The sequence below is a fragment of the Pedobacter hartonius genome, assembly GCF_900107535.1.
GTDB lineage: Bacteria > Bacteroidota > Bacteroidia > Sphingobacteriales > Sphingobacteriaceae > Pedobacter > Pedobacter hartonius.
The window spans coordinates 1-23,797 of the sequence record NZ_FNRA01000021.1; the positions used below are offsets into that span (position 1 = coordinate 1).

The following is a 23,797-nucleotide window of genomic DNA, read 5'->3' on the forward strand; positions in this document are numbered from 1 at the left end:
CAAAGGTGCTTTCACCTCAGATCAGGCACTGCTAAAGCTAGTATATTTAGCCTTCAGAGAGCTATCTAAGAAGTGGACGATGCCAATGCACAACTGGAGTTTGACAATGTCCCAATTGTATATTAAATTTGGGGAACGGCTTAAAGCCTTCGGCGACTTCTTCTTAGGTGGAGGCTGATCCGCCTCTACCTAAGAAGAAGTGGTGTTGACACAGTTCACTTTACACTCCCTAAACCGAATAAAAAATATAATATCTATATTCTATTTGAGCCTTTTGGCCTTTTATAAGACCGAGTTTGATGCTAACTTAGTATTGTAATTAGATGATCATCTATAACAAGAGGAAGCATAACTCACTGTCAATAATCATAAATCACCTTATTCTCTATATTATGATGACGATAGTAAATATGTATAAAGTCTTCCTTAAATTGGAAAAAGGGGTAAGCCGAAAACCCTGTAAAAGAGTAGGCATTAACTTAAAGTTTTCTAATGCTTTTTGATATATAAAAGCATTGTATGTAACATGCCTAGATATTGGTATAACTACGTCCCAGGTGCGAATCCTAGCCCGACACTTCCTGCTAACTACAGATTATCAACAATTAAGCCAACTTGTGTTACAGGCTCAACAATCTGTTCAGTCTATTCAAGTGTTCCTACTGGCGCTGCCGCACCAACAATCCTTCCTTCATTAAGTAATAGGTTAAGTAACTATATTACAAATGGTTTATCTACAAATGCGGCACAACCCGTAACAGGCAAATTCTTTGTTTACCTGAAAAGCTAATCGCTTTAATTAGGAACCAATTACCCCTGAAAACTCAAAATTTAAGGGGTAATTGGTTTCTATATCGGTTATTTTATATTTTCCACCATCCGCATAGCACTGTATACATTGACAATCCCTCCTGAACTACACAGCTCAGAAAAATTCAAATTTTCACCATCCCTGCTTTTGACTTTATGATTAATCTTAATGACTGACTTAAGAATAATATTCTTTATTTGAACCGCAGTTAATTTAGGATAATAAGCTCTAATTAAAGCTGCCAATCCTGAAACCATAGGTGTAGCCATACTGGTTCCATTTTCATATTTATAATTATTCTCTGGAAAAGTAGAAAAGATGGCTACTCCGGGGGCAAAAACATCCACTGTTTGTTTTCCATAATTAGTAAACCACGACAATAGGCTTTCATCATCCCTCCACCCTGAAGCTCCTACCTCAATCCAAGCCTCTGCCATGCCACCCTTTTCATATTCACGCCTAGGAAAATCAGACTCTGTCTCTTCCTTTTTCCCATCGTTACCAGCTGAATGGACAACTAATACATCTTTTTCCATAGCATATTGTACTGCCTCATCTACTAGTTGACGCTGCGGGGATTCCATTTTACTAATACTAATATTAATCACTTTGGCACCATTGTCAACAGCATAACGAATCGAATTTGCCACTTCACTGTCCAATGCATCACCTTCCGGAATTGTACGTAGAACCATAAGTTGAACCGGAGCAGCGACTCCTTTAATACCCAATCCGTTATCGCGGATAGCCGCAATGATGCCTGCAACATGAGTCCCGTGACTTGGTTCTGATCCTTTAACATTTTCATTACCATAATTATTCATTTTGTATTCAGGATTTTCCGCACGAGGATCATAATTGATATTTACCAGGTACTTAATTTGATCCTTATACTGGTTATATTTATCTTCAACGGTTTTCAGGTATTTAGCATCATCTTTCAATCCTCTGACTATCAAGATAAGCACTTTTGCCTCTTCATCATTTTGATAATGATATTTCCTGAATTCTGCTTCAGTTGGGGATGGCTTCCCCATTTTTTTTAAAATCCCTAATAATACATGACGTTGATATTCAATTGTATTTAGTCCTGATTTCAAAGCTTGTATTTTTTGATCCAACTCTGTTTGAAGTCTTTTTGTTTCATCAGATGTAGAATCTTTTTTAATCGCTTTACGAAGTAAGCGAACAAGTTCTATATTATCAAAATGAAAACTTCCTTTACTGGATCCTAAAAAGTTCCATCCATGAACATCATCGATATACCCGTTACCATCATCATCTTTTCCGTTACCTGCAATTTCTTTAGAATTAGTCCATATTATTGGCTTCAAATCTTCGTGTTCAATATCAACCCCGCCGTCTATAATGGCTACGACTACCGGAACTACTTTCTTTTCCTTCAAAATTTCAAGATATGCCTTTTCTGTACTCATTCCAAATACTCCGTCTGTTTTTAAATCCAGGTTTTGCCAATTAGACTTGGGTAGCGCAGCCTGCTGCGCAAGCGCACTAGACAAACCAGAAAAAAGAAGTAGTACTAATATCACGTATAAATAATATTTAGTTTGTTTCATATTAGGGAAGGATTTGAAGTAATTCGAGTTCAAAGATTAATGTGCTATTGGGTGGAAGCTTTCCGTGCGCGGTACCTGTTCCATATGCCAGAGATGCCGGAATATATAACATCCATTTCGATCCCTTATTCATCAATTGTAATGCTTCCATCCAACCAGGAATGACATCATTTATGGGAAAAATAGACGCTTTACCATTCTCAAAAGAACTATCAAATATTTTTCCGTTTATTAATGCGCCAGTGTAATGTACAACAATCTTGCATCCTGGTACAGGCTTTGGTCCTGTTCCTTCCTTCAATATTTTATATTGTAAGCCAGAAGTTGTTACCTTTATACCAAGCTGTTTTTTATTATTTTCCAGGAAAGTCTGATTTTCTATAGGTATTATTTCAGTCAGATTTATTTTTGCATCCCTTTTCGCTTTAAACTCCCGTTGCATTTGTCCGTCTACCAGCATCCCGGCATCTATTTCAGTAAAAATCAATTTATCAATTTCCCGCTCTTGTTCTTCCAGCTTCAGTCCGTAATCATTTAATTCAGCAGCAATTTCGGGCAGATTAGTCCAAGAGCTAATGTATAGGGGTAATTTTTTATCAATTCCGGTTTCATCAAAAACATATGGATTATTTTCCTGTTGATTTAAAAAATAAACTAGTCCTCCAGTGGAGAGTTCTTCAATTTTATCAGTACCCTTTTTTTGCAGTTTATTTTTTCCTCCATCCAATTTTCTCAATATCCACACTTTTTCCTTTCGCTTCTCCCATCTCACATAGAGACCTAAAAGACGATCCAGATCCGAAATAATCGTCTGGTGTACTTGTTGATCTGTCTGTCCTGTATCAGGATTGACTGACTCGAAGCAAATTCCATTTTTTCTTATCCATTCCTGCTGATAACTGAGTTTTGGATCAAATAGATATTTTGACCGGTCAGCTACTTCCCATACGATCTGGTTGGGTGCAACTAATATACCTGGTTTTACAAGGTTATTCATAGGCTTTACTATCATCCAGTTGAGCAGATATGAAGTATAAATAGGTTGATTCAGAAAATAAGCACGAACAATCTTTTTCACAGAATCTCTTAAAATATCAGACCCACCAGTCAATCCTTCAGAATTTATACCTTCTTTATAGTCACTGATAGCCGCATATTTTAGTGAGGTAGAAGTAAGATCAATTTGATTCGTATCCGTAGCAAACAGTGGTTTAGACCCATCAAACCTATAAAAATCATATTTAACAGGCCAATTTATAGGTTCACCTGTCAATACTTTTTTAATTTGTTCTGCATTAACATAATCCGGTGTAGTGATCGCTATCACTTTTCCATTATATACCCATACTTCATGCGGAATCGTCTTGTGCTTGAAATATGTAGAGAAAAGCTTGTCTTCAACAACAGATGGGATTTTTAAGTTTTTAGTATATTTATTACTTCTCCAGAAGCTAGAAGTTAGAGACTTGGACTCATAAGTCACGGGAAGAATTATAATTTTATTAGCGAATTGTTTTTGCAACTTTTCCATTTTCGGCAAAGCAAATACACAGCCACTGCAACTTGTTGCCCAAAAATCAAGGATCAATAACTGGTTTTTAAAATCAGACGTCTTAGCGCTTCTTTTCGGATAATTTATAATTTTCTTAACCACAAAATCAGGTAAATGATCGCCTATACTCAAATTTTTTATAGACTGCGCGGATGCACTGGAAATAATTAGCAAATGAGCTAATATTAAAATATATTTTGATTTCATTGTTATTTATCTGATCTCAGTAATCACAAACATTTCTAATTCTCTTTTTTCTTCTTTTAAGTCCAGATCATATTTCCGGAGTGCTTTACGAACAGCTACAAGATCTTTCCAATCGCTAATATTTAATATCAAATCAACATGATCCTTGTATCCGGTTTCATCTACCATAGGTGGCATATCCGCGTCCATTAATGGATAAGCCAAATAATTTACTAATACATTTCTAAAATATGTCTTCATATCTGTTTCCGGTTTTTCTTTACCAGAACTTTTAATTTTATCCTTATTAGATGTCCTTATTAATACCAATGCGTTGACGAAACGCTTTTCAATACCAAATCTTACTCCTAAGGTTTTTGCAAGATCATCTTCCAATTGTTTAGATGAGGTTATGGCACTTACGGGCAATAGTAATTCGTAACAATGTGCATTTTTCTTCAGCCAAGCATCTTTTGAACCTTGAGTAGAATCATAGCGATATTTAGAAGGATCCTTAACTTCTAAAAGGACCTGACTTGTTTTTTTCATACCATGGGTTAGCATTTCCTCGATTGATAAATTAAACATATACAATCTGCGGGTACCAGTTAAGGTATCGGTATATCCCGCAAAATTAGCCCATCCCTTTATGGGTTCCACCCCTTCCCTGTACCCAGTCAAAACGGAATAACGAAGAAAACGATTTGTATTACTTTGCTGTTCTTTATTAAATTTAAATACCGGCCTAATGATATCAAAATCAAACAATGGTCTTCGATATATGCTATCTGGCATATCCTTTTGCTGCGCATAAAGACCTATGGAGCTAAATAAATACAATGGCAATAAAACTATTCTTAATTTCATAACTATAAAAATTCAAAGCCCTGTATCATAACTATTATCTTGTGATACAGGGCTGATGGTTTAGCGGGGATTTTGAGTTAAACTAGAGTTAATTATCACCTCGTTAGGAATTAACAATGTATATCTTAAATCATTTGCCGGTAAGCTATATGTGGCTATAGCAGGATAGTCAAAAGATATGATGTATCCGGTGGATATTGAACCTATAACCTTAGGTGTAATTCTCACCACCTTTCTAACCAGATCTTTTTTAAATCGTGCATCATGATTTAATCTTCTCAGATCAGTCCAACGTAATGACCTCATTAACAATTCCTTCCTTCTTTCTATTAATACTTTGCTTAAAGCGTCATCAACATTGGTTGCGACGATAGGCTGGTAAACACTGGTGTTATTCCACCTGGAAGATAAAAGGGTATTCAGATCTCCTAAAGCTGCAGTCACATTATTGGCTCTTGCATAACATTCAGCCCTAATCAAATATAATTCATCCACAGCCAACCCATTAAAGAAGATGGACCTGGTATTAGGCTCATAGTTTCCAGTAAAACGGTAGGTCCCATCGTTAGCTGTGACAGACGTAGAATCGGAAGAACCCGGTGTGTCAGGAACGTTAACATTACTGGTATTTTGTTTTAAAAAGAGCACACTTCTAAGATCGTTACTTGCATAGGAAGCAACCAGTGAGGGATCAATCTTTGCTACATTATTCGCTGCAGAGCCCGGATTTAAAATAGGCGCAAGGGAGGTAACAGAATGAAAAATCACTTCTTTACTACTGAATCTTGGACTGAAAAGTACAAATACATCTCTATTAATTGTGTTATAATCTACCAATGTACTATTGATTTGTAATGCTAAATTTGCGTTAATCAATGCCTGTGGATAATCTTCCATCGACAAATAAGTGCGTGCAAGCATAGCATAAGCTGCTGCTTTATTAGGCCTCGATGACACAATGGAGGTGGGTTGCAATAATGTAACTGCTTCCTGTAAGTCCTGGATAATTCTTTCATAAGTCTGGGAAACAGTACCTCTTGACGACACCCCATTAATGTCAGAGTTCAAGCGTAAAGGAATTCCCGGATCTTGTAAGGCTGTTGCAATAGTATAAGGTTTAGCATAAAGTTGAGCTACTTGCCAAAATGCAAAAGATCTAAAAAACAATGCAGATCCCCGCAAACCGTCTAAAATAGACTGGTCTGCACTACCTTTCAGTTTTTCAACAGTTTCCAGCACAAGGTTCGCGTGATAAACAATGAGATAAGCACTTTGCCATTGGGAAGCGGAACCACGGATAGCTGTTGGCATCCATGCGTACAAGTTACGTTCTTCTTGTCCCACATCAGGATTTAAATACCCTTCTTCACCAAGATAATAATCGTCGGCAGAAAGTTCTCCATCACTGGGGTAAAGTGTGTTCATCTGTGAATAATTATCCAGAATTTGCTGGCAATCATCCGCAGTCTCGATCAGACTCTGTGAACTGTTCTTTTTAATATCTACAAATTTTTCACACGAAAAGTTAAAACCCGAGAATAATAAAATCGTTGTAAATAACAAAGTACTTTTAAACTTTTTATTGAGTGTTATACAAGCCATAGTTTTCATAAATATTCAATTAGAAGTTAGCACTTAATCCCAAAGCATATGTTCTTGGATTAGGATAATCATTAATATCCGGATCTAATCCATATTTATTCGCCCGCCAGATCACTCCCAGATTAGAAATATTCGTGTATATCCTAGGGTTTTTAATAAACCAGTTATGGTTTTTAAAAGTGTAAGATAAATTAATCTCCTGCAGCCTTATATGATCAGCCTTTAGTACATTGATGTCCGAATAATAATAAAAATTATCTTTTATTCCGCTTGCGGGATATTTAAGTGACGGCACATTAGTAGATAACTCATCACCAGGCTTTTGCCATCTTCTACTATATTCAGCTCCTTGTAGCCTATTGCTATTGAACAATTGACCATATTGTACAATTTCCGAAGACGGTCTTCTAAAATAATAACCAAATTTATATAGCAGATTTACTGATACCATAAAGCCTGAATAGTTAAAGCTATTACGTAACGAACCGAAATATACTGGTACCAATGAACCAAAATATTTAGTGGATGAAATTGGCGCCGCTAGTATACTGTTCCATGCATCGCTTCCTGAAGATGTTGCGGAAATAGTAATGGGTTGTCCGTTAACAAAGCCCCGGGGCTCGCCCGTATTTGGGTCTAATCCTGCCCAGCGAAAAGCAAACATCCTAGATAAATCATATCCTTCACTATATGATATTCCTCCTACCACTACATCTAAAGCTGTATTAGCACTGGCAGAGAAAAGTTTAGACACTTTTACCCGGTTAGAGCTAAAAAGAAAGCTGCTTGTCCAGCTAAATACATTATTTTGAAAATTAATTGAATTCAGAGTAATGTCTGTTCCCCATCCATGCAGACTAGCTATGTTAAAAGTTGGCCGATTAAAACCGGTGGTTGGATCTATCGTATTGTCAGCTATCAAATCTGTAGTGCGCTTGTTGTAATATTCAATACTACCTGAAATTCTATTATTCCTGATCCCGAAATCTAAGCCAAAGTTTGTAATTGACGTTTTCTCCGGACGCAGTTGTGAGTTACTTGGATCAGATCCTGTAACTGCAAATGGTAAACCGTTAGGTGCCAGAAAAAGTTGGTGTAAGATAACGGGACGCGCCGAAATTTTTGAATTTACGTTCCCATTATAACCAAAGGTGCTTCGTAATTGTAACCGCGGCAACCAATTCAATTGATAAAAAGGTTCTTTAGCAATATTCCAGCTAGCACCCATCGAATAAAATGGCGTTCCGCCTTTATTTGTACCTACCCCAAATTCGCTGGAAGCATCCTTACGTACACTGCCCGAAAAAATATATCTGCCTAAATAACTGTAGGCTGCATTTGCATACAAACTGTAAGTTCTAATCTTTTGATCAGAAATTCCGCTCGCCCTGACAGGTATTTGATCTGCTCCGATACCAATATCAGGATCAATGAACATAATATTCAGATAATTTACATAATCAATTCTATCGACGCTAGTTAAAGCTTTATCGTTATAACCCAGATACTGTTCTCCGCGTGAATAGGAATAAGTCTGGTTGACATCTATCCCCGCAATTGCATTTAAGCTATGTTTTTCTCCCCAGTTTTTATTCGCGTTCAATTGCCCTCTCAAAGTCTGGTTACTTGTAGTGCTTAATAACGGTAAAAACATTCCACCCAAAGGAACTTGTTTTGTAAGGGTACTAGGATCCGTAAAAGTATTGATCAAATTGCGCATGTAAAATGAATTTTGTTTATACAAAATCTCATTGTCATTCCGTCCCCGATTGTCATTGTAGGTGGCATTAACTGAAAGTATGTTGCTAATTTTATATATGGCTCCCAAATTAAAATTAAGTGACCTGCTAATATTACGATTATATCCTTCTTTCACATCTTCCAGAGGCTTAAACCTCAGATCTAAAAGACTACTTCCATATGTGGATGTTAATAAATCTAGGTAAGCGGGGCGATAAACGAATGGAACAGCCAGAGGATTTCCATTATCATCTGCCAGACGAGTATATGGATAATAACCATTACCGAATGAAGCTGTAAGTGAATTTTCCCCGGCCTGATCCTGATTACGTTGCTCATTATAACTTAGATTGGCCTGTAGTTCCAGATTTTTAAGTGGCCTGAAGGAAGTATTAAAATTGAGTACAATCCGTTCGGCAGATGAATATTTAGTGTTGTTTAATATGTTATCATACGCTCCGGATATACGATAAGCCATACGTTTCGAACCTCCATCCAACCCTAGCGAATAACTCTGGGTAACAGCATCACGCAGTAGGTATTTGTCGTAATCCTTTCTAATATCGTTACCTCGAAGTGCATCCAACTGTCTGTTGGTTTCGGCAGCGTCAATCTTCCCCTGTTTCTGTAAATCAAGAATTTCAGCAACTGGGGAGGCTAGTCTTTGTGGCAAATTAATTGAAGATGGTACTCCTAATGAAGTCTTAGACGCATCATATTGAAAAATTTGGGCATCAATAAACTCAGAAGTACTCATATACTTCTTATAAAAAAGATTCATCTTTTCGGTGACGTTTACATTGGTATTAAAGGATATGCGTAAGGGTTGCTCATAACTACCTTTTTTTGTTTTAATGACAATCACTCCATTGGCCGCTCTTGAACCCCAGATTGATGCCGCCGCTGCATCTTTTAATACTGTAATGCTCTCTACATCGTTTGGATTTACCAGGTCAATAGAATATGGACTTGCAATTCCGTCAATCACGACGAGCACCTGGCCACTTGAATTTTGAATATTATTAGGATCCAGTGTATTTTTCCCTCTAATCGTTAAGTTTGTAAGCGGAGATTTACGGGATTGTCCTAATACACTGGAATTTGTGGGAGTTAAATTATTATTGAAGTTCATACTTGTCGTAATCCCCTCAAGCCTCCGTAATAAATTTGGGTCTGAACTATGCTGTAACTGTTCTTTAGTAATTACCTCAAAAGAGCCTGTAGCTCTCTCCTTCGCTAAATCCTGGTAACCAGTACTTACAATATTCACCTCGCCCAGGTTGTTTGTACCAGGTATCATCGACGTTTTTATTGCTTGTCCGGCATTCAATCCTGCTAAACTAATTTCCTTACTTAGATACCCCAAATACGAAATTCTTATGCTACTTTTAGCTGTTGCATAAATCAAAAAGTCCCCGGAAGAATTAGTAAAAGTAGTTTTAGTGCCACCCACAATTTTTACAGTTGCTCCGGGCAGTGGTTTACCTTTTTCATCATTAACAGTTCCCTTATACACCAAAGAATCCTGCACTATATAAGAATTGTTGATCAAGCCTTTCTCCTCCTTAACGGGCTTAATGACTATACTTTTATCTTCAATAGTAAAAGTCAGGCTGTTGGTTAGGCAAGCCTGTATGACCTCTGATAAAGAGGATTTATTGAAGTTGGCATTTATTTTCCTGCTTGCATCCAGTTTACCGGGTTGCCATAATATATCATACCCGGTTTGTACTTTAACTGCTTTAAACACTTCCTTAATCGAAATGCTTTGATTTTTCAAACTGAACTGTTGCCCGTAGGTTTTGGCATGCACCTGCATAAGTCCTGAAAGCAGTATTAAAAATATTAGTCGCATTACCAATAAAATTTTAGACAGCCTACTGCAATAGCGGGCTGGATATTGAGTATAAAATTTCATACTTTTGTTCGATGGTTTTGCAAAGAACCCTGACGGCTAGGTTTCGGCACTTTGCGTTAGTAATTGGTTGTTTGTGTTGATTGGTTACTAGACCAAAAAAGTTGGGGGTGTTTCAAGCATCCCTGACTTTAAATGGCTTTTAAGATTTGGTAATTTTCATTCCATTTTTGATACACCTCCTTTCTATGTAGAAATGAACCATTTCAGTTACTTCTACTCTTTTAATTTGATCCGATCTGCGCATTAACTTCGCCTTTCGCAAGCCACCCTTAAACGCAAAAGGGCAGCAAGACGAAAAAGCCGGTAGATAATTGTTATATGTATATTTTGGGCGAACTACTATATCTTGCATTTCTGATTATTGGGAATCCTGAATGTTATATCTATAAAGTATAGCAAAAAGGGATGATGTCCTATTCATGAAAAAAAATAATTATCAGTTGATCATCTCAAATATTTTGAGGCTTTTGTCCTTATTATCACATTTTAGAACCAGTAACTTGTGCAGTAATTAATAAACCAAATATTCAAATGGGAAAGCAAGCCTTCTGTATACTAATTTTTTTCAAAATGAAATCGGAATAGTAATAAAGCATTAATGAAATATCCACTTGTCTCTTGCATCATGCCGACCGCAAATAGGTTATCATATAGCCAGCTGGCTATCAATTACTTTTTACATCAGGACTATCCAAATATTGAGTTGATAATTATAGATGATGGAGAAGAACCTATATCTCCTATCGTACCGATAACTAATAAGATCAAGTATTGGTACGATGAAACACCCAGTATTATTGGAGATAAAAGAAACAGGGCCTGCGAAAAAGCCAGAGGAGAAATCATTGTTCATTGGGATGATGATGATTGGTATGCACCGGATTGGGTAAGCCGTCAGGTTGATGCTTTAGTAAACTCAGGAGCAGATATCTGTGGGCTTAGCCAAATCAATTTTCTTTCATCTATAGAAAATACAAGATGGACATACACTGATCCTGTTAATGAAGTACCGTGGGTATATGGTGGAACACTATGCTATTGGAAATCCTTCTGGGCAAGACATAAATTTGAGAACATGCAAGCTGGCGAAGATAATGCCTTTGTCTGGAATTCAGGAGGTAAAATACATGCTCATTTATATTCCAACGGCTATCTAGCAACCATCCATCAAACAAATGCCGGAGTGGAGCTTTATGAAAACCCAAAAGAAAAGCTGCAACAAATGAAATGGTGGACAAAATTAGCAGCCCCATTAACAAGAGAACCGCTTTTCATCCCTGGTAGTAACGGGGATTTACCATTGGTGAGCTGCATTATGCCTACAGCAAACAGAGCAAACTTCATTCCATCGGCTATTGATAACTTCTTAATGCAAAATTATCCTTACAGGGAACTAGTTATTATAGATGATGGCCAAGTACTCGTAGACCATCTTATTCCCAATATAAAGACGATCAAGTATTATTATTCAGAACCCTTAGGAAGCATAGGAACGAAACGCAATTACGCATGTGAAAAAGCAACCGGATCAATTATTATGCACTGGGACGACGATGATTGGTATGCAAAAGACTGGATTAGTTGCCAGGTAGAAACATTGAGCAACTCCGGTGCTGATATTTGTGGACTCAATCAAATTCAGTTCTACTCCCCTACCGAAAATAAAACATGGATGACAAAAAATTTTAATTCCAAAATGCCCTGGTTATCTGGCGCTACCCTTGCCTACCGGAAATCATTCTGGGAAAAACATCCATTTAAAGATATGAAACTAATGGAAGATGATGATTTCATCAGAACCTCCGGAGCATTAGTATGTGCCCACAATTATTATGAAGGTTTTATAGCAACCCTACATCCGTATAATACGAGTATAAAGGAATTTGAAGATGCGGAGACAAAACGTCCGGGAAATAACTAATGCTATGATCTTACCTTGAACCAGCAAAATATATTAACATGAACCGACCTCTTGTATCCTGCATTATGCCTACTGCCAATAGAAAAAATCTTGTTCCGCTGGCAATTGATTACTTTTTACAGCAAGACTATCCAAATATAGAATTGATCATTATTGATGATGGGGAAGAATCTGTCGCTTCTTTGATTCCTTCGAATTCTACTATTAAATATTTTTATAATGAAATACGCCGGAGTATTGGTAACAAGCGTAATGACGCCTGCGAAAAAGCTCTTGGAGAAATAATTGTGCATTGGGATGACGACGACTGGTATGCCGCGGACTGGGTGAGTCAGCAGGTCTCATCCTTAATCCGTTCCGGAGCGGATATTTGCGGCCTGGGCGAGATTACATATTTGATGCCCCTGGAAAACGAAAGCTGGACGTATAAGGCCGGTGAAGAAGATGAACCCTGGGTATATGGCGGCACTTTGGCCTATTGGAGATCATTCTGGTCAGATCATAGATTTGAGGATATGCAAGCCGGAGAAGACAACAATTTTATCTGGAATTCAGGAGCAAAAATATATGCACATCATTATACCAACGGTTACATAGCTATTGTTCACCATACAAATATTGGTATCAACCCATATGAAGATCCGAAAGAAAAGATCCAAATCACTAAGTGGTGGAAAGAAATTGAATATCCGGAGAGAAAAGTTGAGATCTTCAACCCTACTATAAATTCCGATTTACCTCTTGTAAGTTGTATTATGCCAACAGCAAATAGAGCAAATTTTATACCTTCCGCCATAAATAACTTTTTAAAGCAGAACTATCCTTATAAAGAATTGATCATTATTGACGATGGCACAATTCCGATAAAGGATATAGTACCCAATTTATATAACATAAGATACTTCTATACAAATCCATTTGAAAGTATCGGGTTTAAACGTAATTATGCCTGCCAAAAAGCCGCTGGTATAATTATTATGCATTGGGATGATGACGACTGGTATAGCGAAGATTGGATCACTTACCAGGTAGATGAGTTACGTAATTCAAAAGCTGACATTTGCGGCCTTGATCAAGTGCAGTTTTACTCACCTATCGAAGATAAATACTGGATGTCTAAAAACCTGAATTCTAAACGACCCTGGCTATCTGGAGCAACATTAGCTTACTGGAAATCTTTTTGGGAGAAGCACCCTTTTAAAGACATGAAAATTAAAGAAGATGATGATTTTGTCAGAAGCTCAGAAGCCAATGTATATGCTCATAATTATTATCAGGGATTCATAGCTACCCTTCATGCTCATAACACAAGTGTTAAACAGTTTGAAGATCCAGCCACAAAACAAACAGATTCGAAAAAATAATCTTCATTCTGCTCTTAAAATTTTTGGGGATTCTGGCTTATTTACAACTCAATAAATCAGGTAAATTGCGAAGTATCAATTTTTAGTTAAATTGAGCAGGGAGAAGCCGAAAGCCCTGAGATTGAGTAGGCAAAACATAAATTTTTCTAATGTTTTTTAGTAAAAAAGCATTGTTTATTATGAGATGTTGGTATGCTTGGCTGCCTGGGACAAACCCCAGCCCATTATTAAATACAAACTGGAGAAGATTGAGTCCGGGAATTAAACCTACGTGCGTGAATGGACCGGTTTTATGCGCAATTTATGCACCTGCCTGCGGAATTAATCCTACCTCACCTTTCTCTGCAAATTTACAGCAATATATTGCAGATGGTTTAGTAACATCACTGGCGCAACCACAAATGCCGGCAGGATCTAAATTCTACCTGTATATGAAAGCGAGTTAATTTAAAAATAAGTTTCCGGGAAGAATAATATTTCCGGAAGCTTTATATCAGCAAAATACTTTTTGCTTATTTATGGTATTAAATAAAATTAATCTAATATTAACAGCTTCATGGAACTAATTTGGTATAAAAACAAACTGATTTGAGATCTTATTAATCCAATTCGAAAAAAAATAAAAAATAATCAGCATTTGCTAAATGCTTTTAAAAAATCACAATCAATTATTTTTTTCAAACTGAAACATTTTGAACTAAAAACTCACATTCATTTCATAACCTAAGTAGTTAAAGTTTAAATATTTATGTAGTTTAGCCGCGCCAATTTACACATATAAGTTGTAGACAAGGCAAAACCAAATATAACCTTAACCTATTCCTAAACATAGGACTTATGAAATTCAAAATCAATCTAGTTATGCTCTGCATTCTGATCGGGATGTGTGTAGCCAAGGGTCAAACTACACAAGTAAATCCCCAATTATTAAATGGCTCCTGGTCTGCTTTTTGGGTCAGTCATCCCAACACCCAGCAGCGTGAATATGGAATCTATCATTTCAGAAAAAGCTTCACACTTACAGCTATTCCCACTTCATTTTATGTGAATATAAGTGCAGATAACCGCTATCGCTTCTTTGTTAATGGGAATCAAGTTTGTTCCGGCCCCGCAAGAGGAGACTTATTCAACTGGTTTTATGAAACCGTAAATATAGCACCCTTCTTAAAAGCAGGGAAAAATACGATAGCCGCTTTGGTTTGGAATATGGGTGATCTTGCTGCGGTAGGGCAAATATCTAATCAGACAGCCTTCGTTGTTCAGGGAAATACCGAATCAGAAAAAATCGTCAACACTAATCATGATTGGAAAGTGATGAAAAGCAAAGCTTATACTCCCTGCTCAGTAGATAACGGTGAAAGATTAAAAGCTTATATGGTAGTAGGCCCGGGAGACAGGGTTGACGGCACTCAATATCTTTGGGGTTGGGAAAATCCGGGATATGATGATTCTTCATGGGAAAACGCAAAGGAAATAACACATCCTGACCCGGTTGGTTATGGAACCGATAACCGCTGGACCTTAGCGCCCAGAAGCATTCCCTTCTTTGAAGAGCATCTGTCACGTTTCCCCTATCTGCGGCGGGCTTCCGGTATGAACGTAAATAATGATTTCCTCCTGGGAAAAAGTAGGTTAGAAATCCCTGCTCATCAAACCGTTAGTATTTTATTAGATAATTCAGTAAATACTGTTGCCTATCCGGAATTAACTGTGGCCCAGGGGAAAGGTGCAATAATTAAACTCACCTACGCAGAATCCCTGTTTGATGCCGCGGGAAATAAAGGAAATAGAAATGAAATAGAAAATAAAGAGATAAAAGGGAACTATGACGAATTCATTCCTGACGGAGGAGAAAACAGGAAATTCAGGCCACTTTGGATAAGAGCATTCCGTTATGTACAACTGGATATCACCACTAAAGATGAACCCTTGCTGATAAACGATCTTTCCTGCATGAAAACTGGTTATCCTCTGGAAATGAAAGCTTCATTCTCCAGCAGTGATCCCGCCCTTCACGATATATGGAATGTGGGATGGCGTACGGCCCAGCTTTGTGCCGGTGAACAATATTATGATACCCCTTATTATGAACAGCTGCAATATACGGGGGACAGCAGAATTCAGGCTTTGATCTCTTTATACATGAGCGGCGACGATCGTTTGATGAGAAAAGCCATACTGGATTTTTACCATTCACGCACACCGGAAGGCTTAACTCAGGGACGTTATCCGAGTAACCGCCTGCAGATCATCCCTCCGTTTTCCTTATTCTGGGTATCCATGATACATGACTACTGGATGAACAGACAGGATGATGAATTTATTAAGCAGTTCCTGCCGGCCGTAAATGAGATCATGGAATGGTATCACGCAAGAACAGACAAAGACAAGAAAATGCTCGGGCCTCTTACCTGGTGGAATTTTGTAGACTGGGATAATTTCAATGGCTGGGGCACTGCTCCGGGTTCAGATAAAGGAAACTCTTCTATTATTACCCTGCAATATGCATATACACTCGACCAGGCAGCTGACTTGTTTAAGGCTTTTGGCCATACTGCACAGGCAGAGGAATACAAAGCGCTGGCAACAGATCTCAATCAAAACACGTTTATGTCATGCTTTAATCCTGAGAAAGGATTAATAGCGGATACGCCGGACCAGCTAACCTATAGTCAGCATGCGGGTATCTGGGCGGTCCTGAGCGGAGCGATGCCACAGAATGAAGTTCCAAAGATGATGAAGAAATTACTTGAGGATAAGTCGATAGGTCAGGTTACCTTCTTCTACCGGTTTTACCTCATTCAGGCCCTTAAGAAAGCAGATATGGCAGATCTGTATTACAGCGAACTTAGGCCCTGGAAAGACATGCTGAAATTAGGACTGACGACCTTTGCAGAAAAACCAGAGCCTACACGCTCAGATTGTCATGCCTGGAGTGCCAGTCCAAATTATGATTTTCTGGCTACGATATGCGGGATTGTTCCTGATGCACCGGGATTCAGCAAGGTGCTGATTAAACCAGCTTTGGGAGAATTAACCGATGCTGAAGGGACGATGCCTCATCCCCTAGGGCAAATCAGTGTAAAATTACAACGTGAAGGTAAAGAGGGAATTAAAGCAGACATCACGCTACCAAAGGAGCTTACCGGAATATTTACATGGAAAAATAAATCGGTAAAGTTACATGGTGGCAATCAAACTATACAAAATCTATAGAGAATTTATGAATGGGACAAATGTCTCTTCATATATGGGTGTAAAAAACGACATAATATCTTTTTGGAATTTGGAGCAATAAAGTTGAATTTCTATAGATATAAGGGGTTTGAAGCAAATATTTAAGAATTATGATAAGATACGCGGACAACTTGATAATAAAATGTTAGTATATTTTGTAGAAATCTTAAATCAAGTAAATGATATTTTTCGTATTTTGTTGATCATTAATTATTTAAAGCCTATGAATTACCTCGTAATGGTCCCCACATAACAAATAAAATATTGAGATATTTTATAACCGATTTGTAGTAAGGCCAGGCCATTACACATACAAATCACCTGAAAATTAATAGTTCGTGTCATATTTAAACTATCGTATGAAATGGAAAATGAGGAATTGTTCAAGTTATTAGCTGGAAAATATCCTTTACGTTCTGAGTTAAAAGAAAAACTCAACGAAATGATTAAGAGGGAATACTATCCGAAAAGCCAGATTATTTTAAAACCAAATCAAATATCCAACAGAGCATGGTTCATCGAAAAAGGTGCAGCAATGGGACTTATCTTCAGAGAAGAAAAAAAAGTGCCATTTTGGTTTTGGAATGAGGGCGAACTGATGGTATCATTCAATAGTTTTTTCAACCAGGTACCGTCAGATACTTATATAGAATTACTGGAGCCTAGTGTTCTCATTTCTATATCTTATGAGCAGGTAATGGAGCTTATAAAAAACTTTCCTGAGTCGAATGACTATATCAGGAAGATCATGCATGAATACCAGCGAATGAGCGAAAAAAGAATCCTGGAGTTTGCTGCCTACTCCCCTGAGGAGCATTATTTACACCTGATGAAGGATTGCCCTGCACTTTTCAGAAAAGCTTCTGTTGAAAGCATAGCGGCCTATCTGGGAATATCAAGAAAGACCCTAAACCGCATCAGAAACCGAACGCGAAGGATGTAAATACCTTCTAAAATCATGTTTCTTCATGGACAGATGACCAATCTTTTGAGTCATCTGTCCTTTTTTTTTGCCCCCTTGTCTCTTAACTTGGTACTATTGAATCGGAAAATCAACCCTGTCATTTAACCTCAAATCTATAAAAACATGACCCCACATCCTTTTATCATCTTAATTACCGGGCTATTGATCTTACTATGGGCTTACGCGGCATTTTCTAAAATATTTAACTTCCATAAGTTTAGCTATGCCCTCAAAACACAAGTGTTTCCGCCTTGGGTAGGCAAAATACTTTTATATCTGTTGCCTCTTGTTGAAACCGCTTTTATTGTTCTTTTATTGGTTCCCGGAACACGGCTGCTTGGAATGTATGCCTCATTGTTCCTAATGGTAATATTTACCCTCTACGTGGGTGGGGCCGTATTCCAGTTTTACGAACGCTATCCTTGTGCCTGCGGAGGGCTTTTTGCCCGAATGGGATGGCATAAGCATTTTAAAGTAAATATAATGCTCACAATTATTGCTCTTGCCGGGGTGATATTGATGGAGCTCTAAGACATTAACTATACAATAGTTAATTATATAATTGTTTTTTTGAATGATGAGCATGAGGAAAGGCGGGATGGATGTCCCGCCTCTTTTGTTATTTGTAGCTCTCCGCCATTTGAATGGCGTTGAAAGCATTAACCACACCTCCGCTTATACATAAATCTCTTAATGCATCTCTTTTTACAACAGATTTGACAATAATTTCTTTTACTTGTTTCGCTGTCAGCTTAGGATAATACTCCCTGATGACTGCAGCTAATCCTGCCACAATGGGCGCGGCCATACTTGTGCCGCTATGTGCTTCATAACCATTTCCGGGTATGGTAGAATTAATTCCCAGGCCCGGAGCAAAGACATCAACAGTCTGTTTACCATAATTGGAGAAAGGAACTGCAAGCTGTTCGTTATCTGCAAAACCTGATGCGCCAACTTTGATAAAAGCATCAACGAAATCCTGGTCTTCCTTTTTCTCCCGGCTGGGATACCGTTTGGTGTTATCAAGGTTCTCATGTCCGTTCCCTGCTGCCTGTATAAAAAGGATATCTTTACTCAAAGCATATTTTACCGCTTCTTCTACCGCTTTACGATCCAGTAATGTATTTAAACCAAAACTCATATTGATCACCTTGGCCCCGTTATCTGCAGCATAACGAATGGAATTGGCCTGATCTATATCTAAGCCATAACCATCGGGAATCGCCCTTATGGGCATGATCTGCACCGCATCTGCCACTCCACTGATGCCTGTGTTATTATTCCTGTCAGCCCCTACTATTCCCGCCACGTGTGTACCGTGTGCAGGTGCGACGGTCCCATAAACGTTTGGGTTGCCGTAAAACCCTTCTTTAACAGGAGGATACTCATTTGCATATTTAGCACGCGGATCATATTGAAGATTGAGATTATACTGAACTTTATTCCGGTTATCCTCCAATGTCGTCTTTGCCTGGTTAACATATGTTCTGAAATCAGGATTTTTGCCAAGTACGGGAATCATAAACTGTTTGATCTTTGCTTCTGCATCATTTGCGGGGACCAATTTGTTAAAATCATCAAGCGTTGGATTCTCCTTGCCAATCTTTTTCAATACGGCCTCCAGGTCCTTAAAAAACCGGGTAGAGTTTTCAATATCCTTATTTAGTTTTTCCAGTTTTTGGGTTAATTCTTTCCGTTGAGAGATATATTTCCTGTATTCAGGCAAATCATCTTTGGCAATGGCAGAACTGTCTTTTTCGCCAAATCTGGCTGTATATTTCCTTAGTTCAAGAACAATATAATCGTTATCAAATTCAAAATCATCTTTACCCGAACCCATAAAATTCCATCCATGAACATCATCAATGTATCCGTTTTTGTCGTCATCCTTTCCATTGCCGGGAATCTCTTTTGGGTTCGTCCACACTACCCTTTTCAGGTCTTCATGGGCCGCATCCATGCCTCCATCGATTACCGCGACAATTACTTTCTCAGGCTTCTTTCCCTTCAGTAATTCCTGATAGGCCCTGTCCATACTGATACCGAACATGCTATCAGTTTTTAAATCCAGGTTATACCAGTTGGGTTTCGGCATCATCATTTTCACCTGCTGGGCACAGACTGTACGGCCTGTCAGCAGTATTAGCATAATCATTACATTTCTTTTCATTTTCACGGAAGCCTTCAAATTCTAATACATCTATAAAGACTGGATTTTAAATTTGATCAGCTGAATATTTGGTTAGATGCGAAAGTAATAAATACGAAAGCAACAGCTATCCTCAACAGTCTCTAAGGACACTGTTTAAAGGCAAACTTATATGTCAATTCAGGATTGTTCCTGAAGCAGTTGCAAAGCAGATTCTGCCAGAAATAACGATCCTAACGGAATACAGTTTTCATCAAATACCACTTTGGGATGATGAAGAAAGTAAACGTCTTCCCTATCAGCCTTTGCTCCCAGGAAATAAAACACTGATGGTACTTTTCTGGAATAAAAGGCAAAATCCTCGGCAATGAGCTGCCCGGACTGCTGTATCACCTGATCGCCAAATATCAGCTCCTGTACAGGAACTAGTCGAAGATTGATCTCTGCATTATTGAGTAAACTCGGGTAATAGGCTGTAAATTCAATAGTAATCTTACAACTGAAAGAGATTTCCATACCTCTAATCAGTGTGTTGAGTTTATCGACGATCAGATTGTAGGTTTCAAGATTCAATACCCTCAAACTTCCCTTTAGTATGACGGTCTTCGGAATGATATTATAGGCAGGTTCCCCTACAATCTCAGTTGTAGTAAAGGCCATTACCGCAGGCTGTGTAGGTGCCGTATGGGAAATGATAGACTGAGCTGCAACAATCAGGTGGCTGCTGATCAGCACAGGATCAATCACATGTTCAAGTGCCCCTGCGTGACCGGATTTCCCATGTACGCTAATAATGAAATTGCAGACGTTTGCGAGCGCCTCTCCCTGAGTATAACCCAGAGAGCCAACCGGCATCAATGGATTAACATGAAGGCCTATTATGGCCTTCGCATCATTAAGTCTACCTGTTTCAGCAATGATTTGTCCTCCGGATTTACCAGGTTCCGGACTGCGAAGATTTCCTTCTTCTGACGGCTGGAACAGGAATTTAACAGTTCCTTTGAAATCCTTGTCTTTCAACAAATATGCAGCACCAATAAGCATTGTGGTATGAACATCATGTCCGCAGGCATGCATTACATTTTCATTGACTGATGAAAAAGATAGATCAGTATCTTCTTTAACAGGAAGGGCGTCCATATCTGCCCTGAGCACAACAGTTGGTCCCTCTCCCTTTTTTAGGGTAGCCAATACACCAGTTTCCGCCAGGATCTCAAAAGTAATTCCAAGTTCCTGCATGTGCTGCTGTACAAGTGCCGATGTTTTGAACTCCCTGAAACCCAATTCAGGGTGTTGATGAATATTTTGACGAATTCCTATAAGATACTGAAATAACTGGTTCTCCATAAAGCTACTGTATACGTGTACAAACAAAGTTAAGAAAACAGCTACAAAATGAGTCTCCCTATCCTTTACTTATTTTGTCACGATATGCCGAGTTGGGCTTTAGGTAAATCTTCTTATTCGCATAATCAACGATTACATTGAAATGTTTGATGATCTCAATTCCTAATATTCCAAGATATCCATCTTTGGAAACTGCGTTTTCATTCAGGGTTAACCTTACATCCATTGAACCAAACTCAAAACCATTAAATGACATCCCCTTTATTACAGCGACCTGATCTTTTGTTATTGCGTTAAGCCCAGTGCTTGAACTGATGTGTGTTTTACCGATTTTGCGCTCCAGGTTATGATATTTACTAAATGGTGAACTGATAACCAGCGTAAAAATACTGCCGGTATCAAACATAACTTTACCAGTGAAAACTTCTCCATTAGTCAGGGTTATGGAAACAGGAAAGCGCGGAATCAAAATGTTTTTGCTGAATTCAAAAGGAATGGCGGTATAACCTGTAGTATCCACAGATTTGATCTGATCATATAGAAATATCTTTTTTTGATCAAAATCAAATTGCGTAGTATACTTGTTCAGGATCTCGTATCCTATCACACCATCCAGCTTTGAACCTATTTTAGCTGAAAGAGAAGCAAAGTTGACAATCAAAAGATTGACATCCTTCATTTCAATAGTATTCAGCTTTAAACTCTGATGCAACGCCATACTGTAGTTTTGTGAATCTCCGGATCCTTCAGCTGTTACCGTTCTTCTGTTATCCTTGGAGATTCCGGATCTTTCAGCTGTTGCAGAATCTATGGATGCAGTAGTTGCACCCGTATCAAAAATATAACGAAGCGTATCACTCTGATTGGTTAGCACCTTTACAAAAATATGTTTCCCATTGAATTCAAAAGGGATCTGTGCAATCTGAGCACTTGCAATTGTTATACCGTTTAACAATAATGTGGCAATTAGTATACCCTGTTTTAATTTCATTATCTGATTTTATTTATCCAAATGTATTGAAGGGATGATGTTTAACTGTCCTCAACAGTCTGGCCATCACACATCTTTTGTAACCCTTGCCCGCATTTAATATCCGGCAGCAGCTTAACTTCAGTAAAATTTAAATTATGCCCAAATCTTTATTATACCAATGTTCCCCAGAGATTTACTGGCCAAAAACTATTGAGGTTGCGGAACTCCCGCTAGTCACTTGTATAATGCCAACCGCCAACAGACAGGAATTTATTCCTAAGGCTGTAAAATATTTTCTGGAACAGGATTATCCATATAAAGAGTTGATTATCATTGATGACGGACTTCATTCAGTTCTCAATTTAATTCCAAATTTATACTGTCTCAGGTACGTCTATCTGCCGCAATCGCTAAGTATTGGAACAAAGCGAAATATCGCCTGTGAAAAAGCTTCGGGAAGCATTATTATGCATTGGGATGATGACGACTGGTATGCCCCAAACTGGATTACCTATCAGGTAAATGCAATGCTGAATGCCGAGGCTGACATCTGCGGGCTGAGTCATGTCCAGTTCTATTCTATTAAGGAGAATAGGTATTACATCAAAAAAAACACTGACGCGAAGAGGAACTGGCTATGCGGGGCGACCCTTGCCTACCGTAAATCTTTCTGGAATAAAAATCCTTTCAGGAATATTCATATCGGTGAAGATATCCTATTTGTCAGGAATAAAAATGCAAGTGTATTTGCCCATGGTTATTTCGAGGGTTTCCTGGCAATAGTTCATGCTGATAATGTAAGAATCAGGGAAAGCTGACACGCTGCTTCGGGAATGAATATTTTTTCCGTGCTTATGGGAGAGTATGCATTGAACTTATACTATAATGTTGCGGAGCTTTTCCAAAGCTTTTAAGGAAAGGAGTGTGATATGCAGTAAACAAATCTGGAAATGTCAACAAAGCTGTCATCAAATAGTGGCAGTCCTGAAATTAAACATGAGCAAACGTCGCTAACAATGATCATTATAACCTATCACTTATATTTCAGCAATAGCGTCAGCATTGAATCTTAAAAAAATCTTAATGATAAACCAAACAACATGAAAAAAATATTACCTAGTTTAATGTCGGCTATACTGCTATTTTCAATCTGTTCTTGTGAGAAAGAAAAAGATGATATAAAAGGAACAGCAAATATCAATGTAATTAATGCTGCTATAGGAGCGGGATCAATAAAGGTCAATCCGGGAGCAGGCAATGGTTTCGCTTATTCAAAAACGGCTGACCTGGCTTACGGAGCAAATGCTATGTATGGTGCTTTTACCGGGAGCAACACGATCAAAGTGGTAAGTTCAACAGATACCACTAAAACTTTATTCAGCAGGACAATCGATCTGCAGCCAATCAGCACGTTATATATTGCAGGACAGTCCCCTGCCATTGATACAATTTTCCGTGTAGAAAAAAATCTTCCATATATCCAGGCTACTGTAAAGAGACTGTAAAGTGAACTGTGTCAACTCTAAAAAGTTAGAGTTAAAATAAGTAATTTAGTAATACTTAGGACGCGATGAAAAATAAAGAACCAT

15 protein-coding genes and 1 pseudogene are annotated in these 23,797 nt (G+C 38.2%); 8 read left to right on the forward strand and 8 right to left on the reverse strand.

Annotated elements, in window-relative coordinates; genetic code table 11:
• Window positions 1-178, forward strand: a pseudogene (locus BLW16_RS24165) (IS256 family transposase); the annotation flags it as partial.
• A 680-nt stretch (window positions 179-858) separates the two neighbouring features.
• Here the strand turns inward: BLW16_RS24165 and BLW16_RS22240 are convergent.
• From BLW16_RS22240 to BLW16_RS22260, 5 genes are read right to left on the reverse strand one after another with little or no spacing between them, the layout of a single operon-like run.
• Window positions 859-2,388, reverse strand: a complete 1,530-nt coding sequence (locus BLW16_RS22240; RefSeq protein ID WP_090560091.1) for a S8 family serine peptidase — start codon at window positions 2,386-2,388, stop codon at window positions 859-861.
• 1 nt (window position 2,389) lies between these two features.
• On the reverse strand, window positions 2,390-4,147 hold the full coding sequence (locus BLW16_RS22245) for an FKBP-type peptidyl-prolyl cis-trans isomerase (RefSeq protein ID WP_090560092.1): 1,758 nt from the start codon (window positions 4,145-4,147) through the stop codon (window positions 2,390-2,392).
• Window positions 4,148-4,153: 6 nt separating this feature from the next.
• Complete coding sequence (locus tag BLW16_RS22250) at window positions 4,154-4,993, reverse strand: hypothetical protein (RefSeq protein WP_090560093.1); 840 nt, start codon at window positions 4,991-4,993, stop codon at window positions 4,154-4,156.
• Between the two features lie 60 nt (window positions 4,994-5,053).
• Complete coding sequence (locus tag BLW16_RS22255; RefSeq protein ID WP_245735421.1) at window positions 5,054-6,604, reverse strand: RagB/SusD family nutrient uptake outer membrane protein; 1,551 nt, start codon at window positions 6,602-6,604, stop codon at window positions 5,054-5,056.
• 10 nt (window positions 6,605-6,614) lie between these two features.
• Window positions 6,615-10,253, reverse strand: coding sequence for a SusC/RagA family TonB-linked outer membrane protein (locus tag BLW16_RS22260; RefSeq protein ID WP_090560094.1), 3,639 nt, complete (start codon window positions 10,251-10,253; stop codon window positions 6,615-6,617).
• Window positions 10,254-10,851: 598 nt separating this feature from the next.
• Here BLW16_RS22260 and BLW16_RS22265 point away from each other — a divergent pair.
• The 5 genes from BLW16_RS22265 (at window position 10,852) to BLW16_RS22290 (ending at window position 18,270) form a co-directional block, all read left to right on the forward strand.
• Window positions 10,852-12,174 (forward strand): glycosyltransferase family 2 protein, encoded by a 1,323-nt coding sequence (locus tag BLW16_RS22265; protein WP_090560095.1) that lies wholly within the window; start codon window positions 10,852-10,854, stop codon window positions 12,172-12,174.
• A 65-nt stretch (window positions 12,175-12,239) separates the two neighbouring features.
• Complete coding sequence (locus BLW16_RS22270; RefSeq protein ID WP_175470683.1) at window positions 12,240-13,538, forward strand: glycosyltransferase family 2 protein; 1,299 nt, start codon at window positions 12,240-12,242, stop codon at window positions 13,536-13,538.
• Between the two features lie 837 nt (window positions 13,539-14,375).
• A complete protein-coding gene (locus BLW16_RS22280) occupies window positions 14,376-16,754 on the forward strand; it encodes a family 78 glycoside hydrolase catalytic domain (protein WP_090560098.1) in 2,379 nt (792 codons plus the stop codon).
• A gap of 385 nt (window positions 16,755-17,139) precedes the next feature.
• Complete coding sequence (locus BLW16_RS22285; RefSeq protein WP_090560099.1) at window positions 17,140-17,718, forward strand: Crp/Fnr family transcriptional regulator; 579 nt, start codon at window positions 17,140-17,142, stop codon at window positions 17,716-17,718.
• A gap of 144 nt (window positions 17,719-17,862) precedes the next feature.
• Window positions 17,863-18,270 carry a MauE/DoxX family redox-associated membrane protein gene (locus tag BLW16_RS22290; RefSeq protein WP_090560100.1) on the forward strand — a complete coding sequence of 136 codons (408 nt, stop codon included), beginning with the start codon at window positions 17,863-17,865 and terminating at the stop codon, window positions 18,268-18,270.
• A gap of 88 nt (window positions 18,271-18,358) precedes the next feature.
• Here the strand turns inward: BLW16_RS22290 and BLW16_RS22295 are convergent, their stop codons facing one another.
• The 3 genes from BLW16_RS22295 to BLW16_RS22305 all read right to left on the reverse strand — a co-directional run bounded on the left by BLW16_RS22295 (window position 18,359) and on the right by BLW16_RS22305 (window position 22,226).
• Window positions 18,359-19,894: a S8 family serine peptidase gene (locus BLW16_RS22295; RefSeq protein ID WP_175470684.1), complete on the reverse strand. Its 1,536-nt coding sequence runs from the start codon at window positions 19,892-19,894 to the stop codon at window positions 18,359-18,361.
• Window positions 19,895-20,068: 174 nt separating this feature from the next.
• Window positions 20,069-21,235 (reverse strand): M20 metallopeptidase family protein, encoded by a 1,167-nt coding sequence (locus BLW16_RS22300; RefSeq protein ID WP_090560102.1) that lies wholly within the window; start codon window positions 21,233-21,235, stop codon window positions 20,069-20,071.
• 58 nt (window positions 21,236-21,293) lie between these two features.
• Window positions 21,294-22,226 (reverse strand): retropepsin-like aspartic protease, encoded by a 933-nt coding sequence (locus BLW16_RS22305; protein WP_090560103.1) that lies wholly within the window; start codon window positions 22,224-22,226, stop codon window positions 21,294-21,296.
• A 227-nt stretch (window positions 22,227-22,453) separates the two neighbouring features.
• On the opposite strand from BLW16_RS22305, the gene BLW16_RS22310 reads away from it, so the two are divergent.
• Both BLW16_RS22310 and BLW16_RS22315 read left to right on the forward strand, forming a co-directional pair.
• Window positions 22,454-23,026 carry a glycosyltransferase family 2 protein gene (locus BLW16_RS22310; RefSeq protein WP_175470685.1) on the forward strand — a complete coding sequence of 191 codons (573 nt, stop codon included), beginning with the start codon at window positions 22,454-22,456 and terminating at the stop codon, window positions 23,024-23,026.
• Between the two features lie 282 nt (window positions 23,027-23,308).
• Window positions 23,309-23,713 (forward strand): hypothetical protein, encoded by a 405-nt coding sequence (locus tag BLW16_RS22315; RefSeq protein WP_139298386.1) that lies wholly within the window; start codon window positions 23,309-23,311, stop codon window positions 23,711-23,713.
• Window positions 23,714-23,797 lie beyond the last annotated feature (84 nt).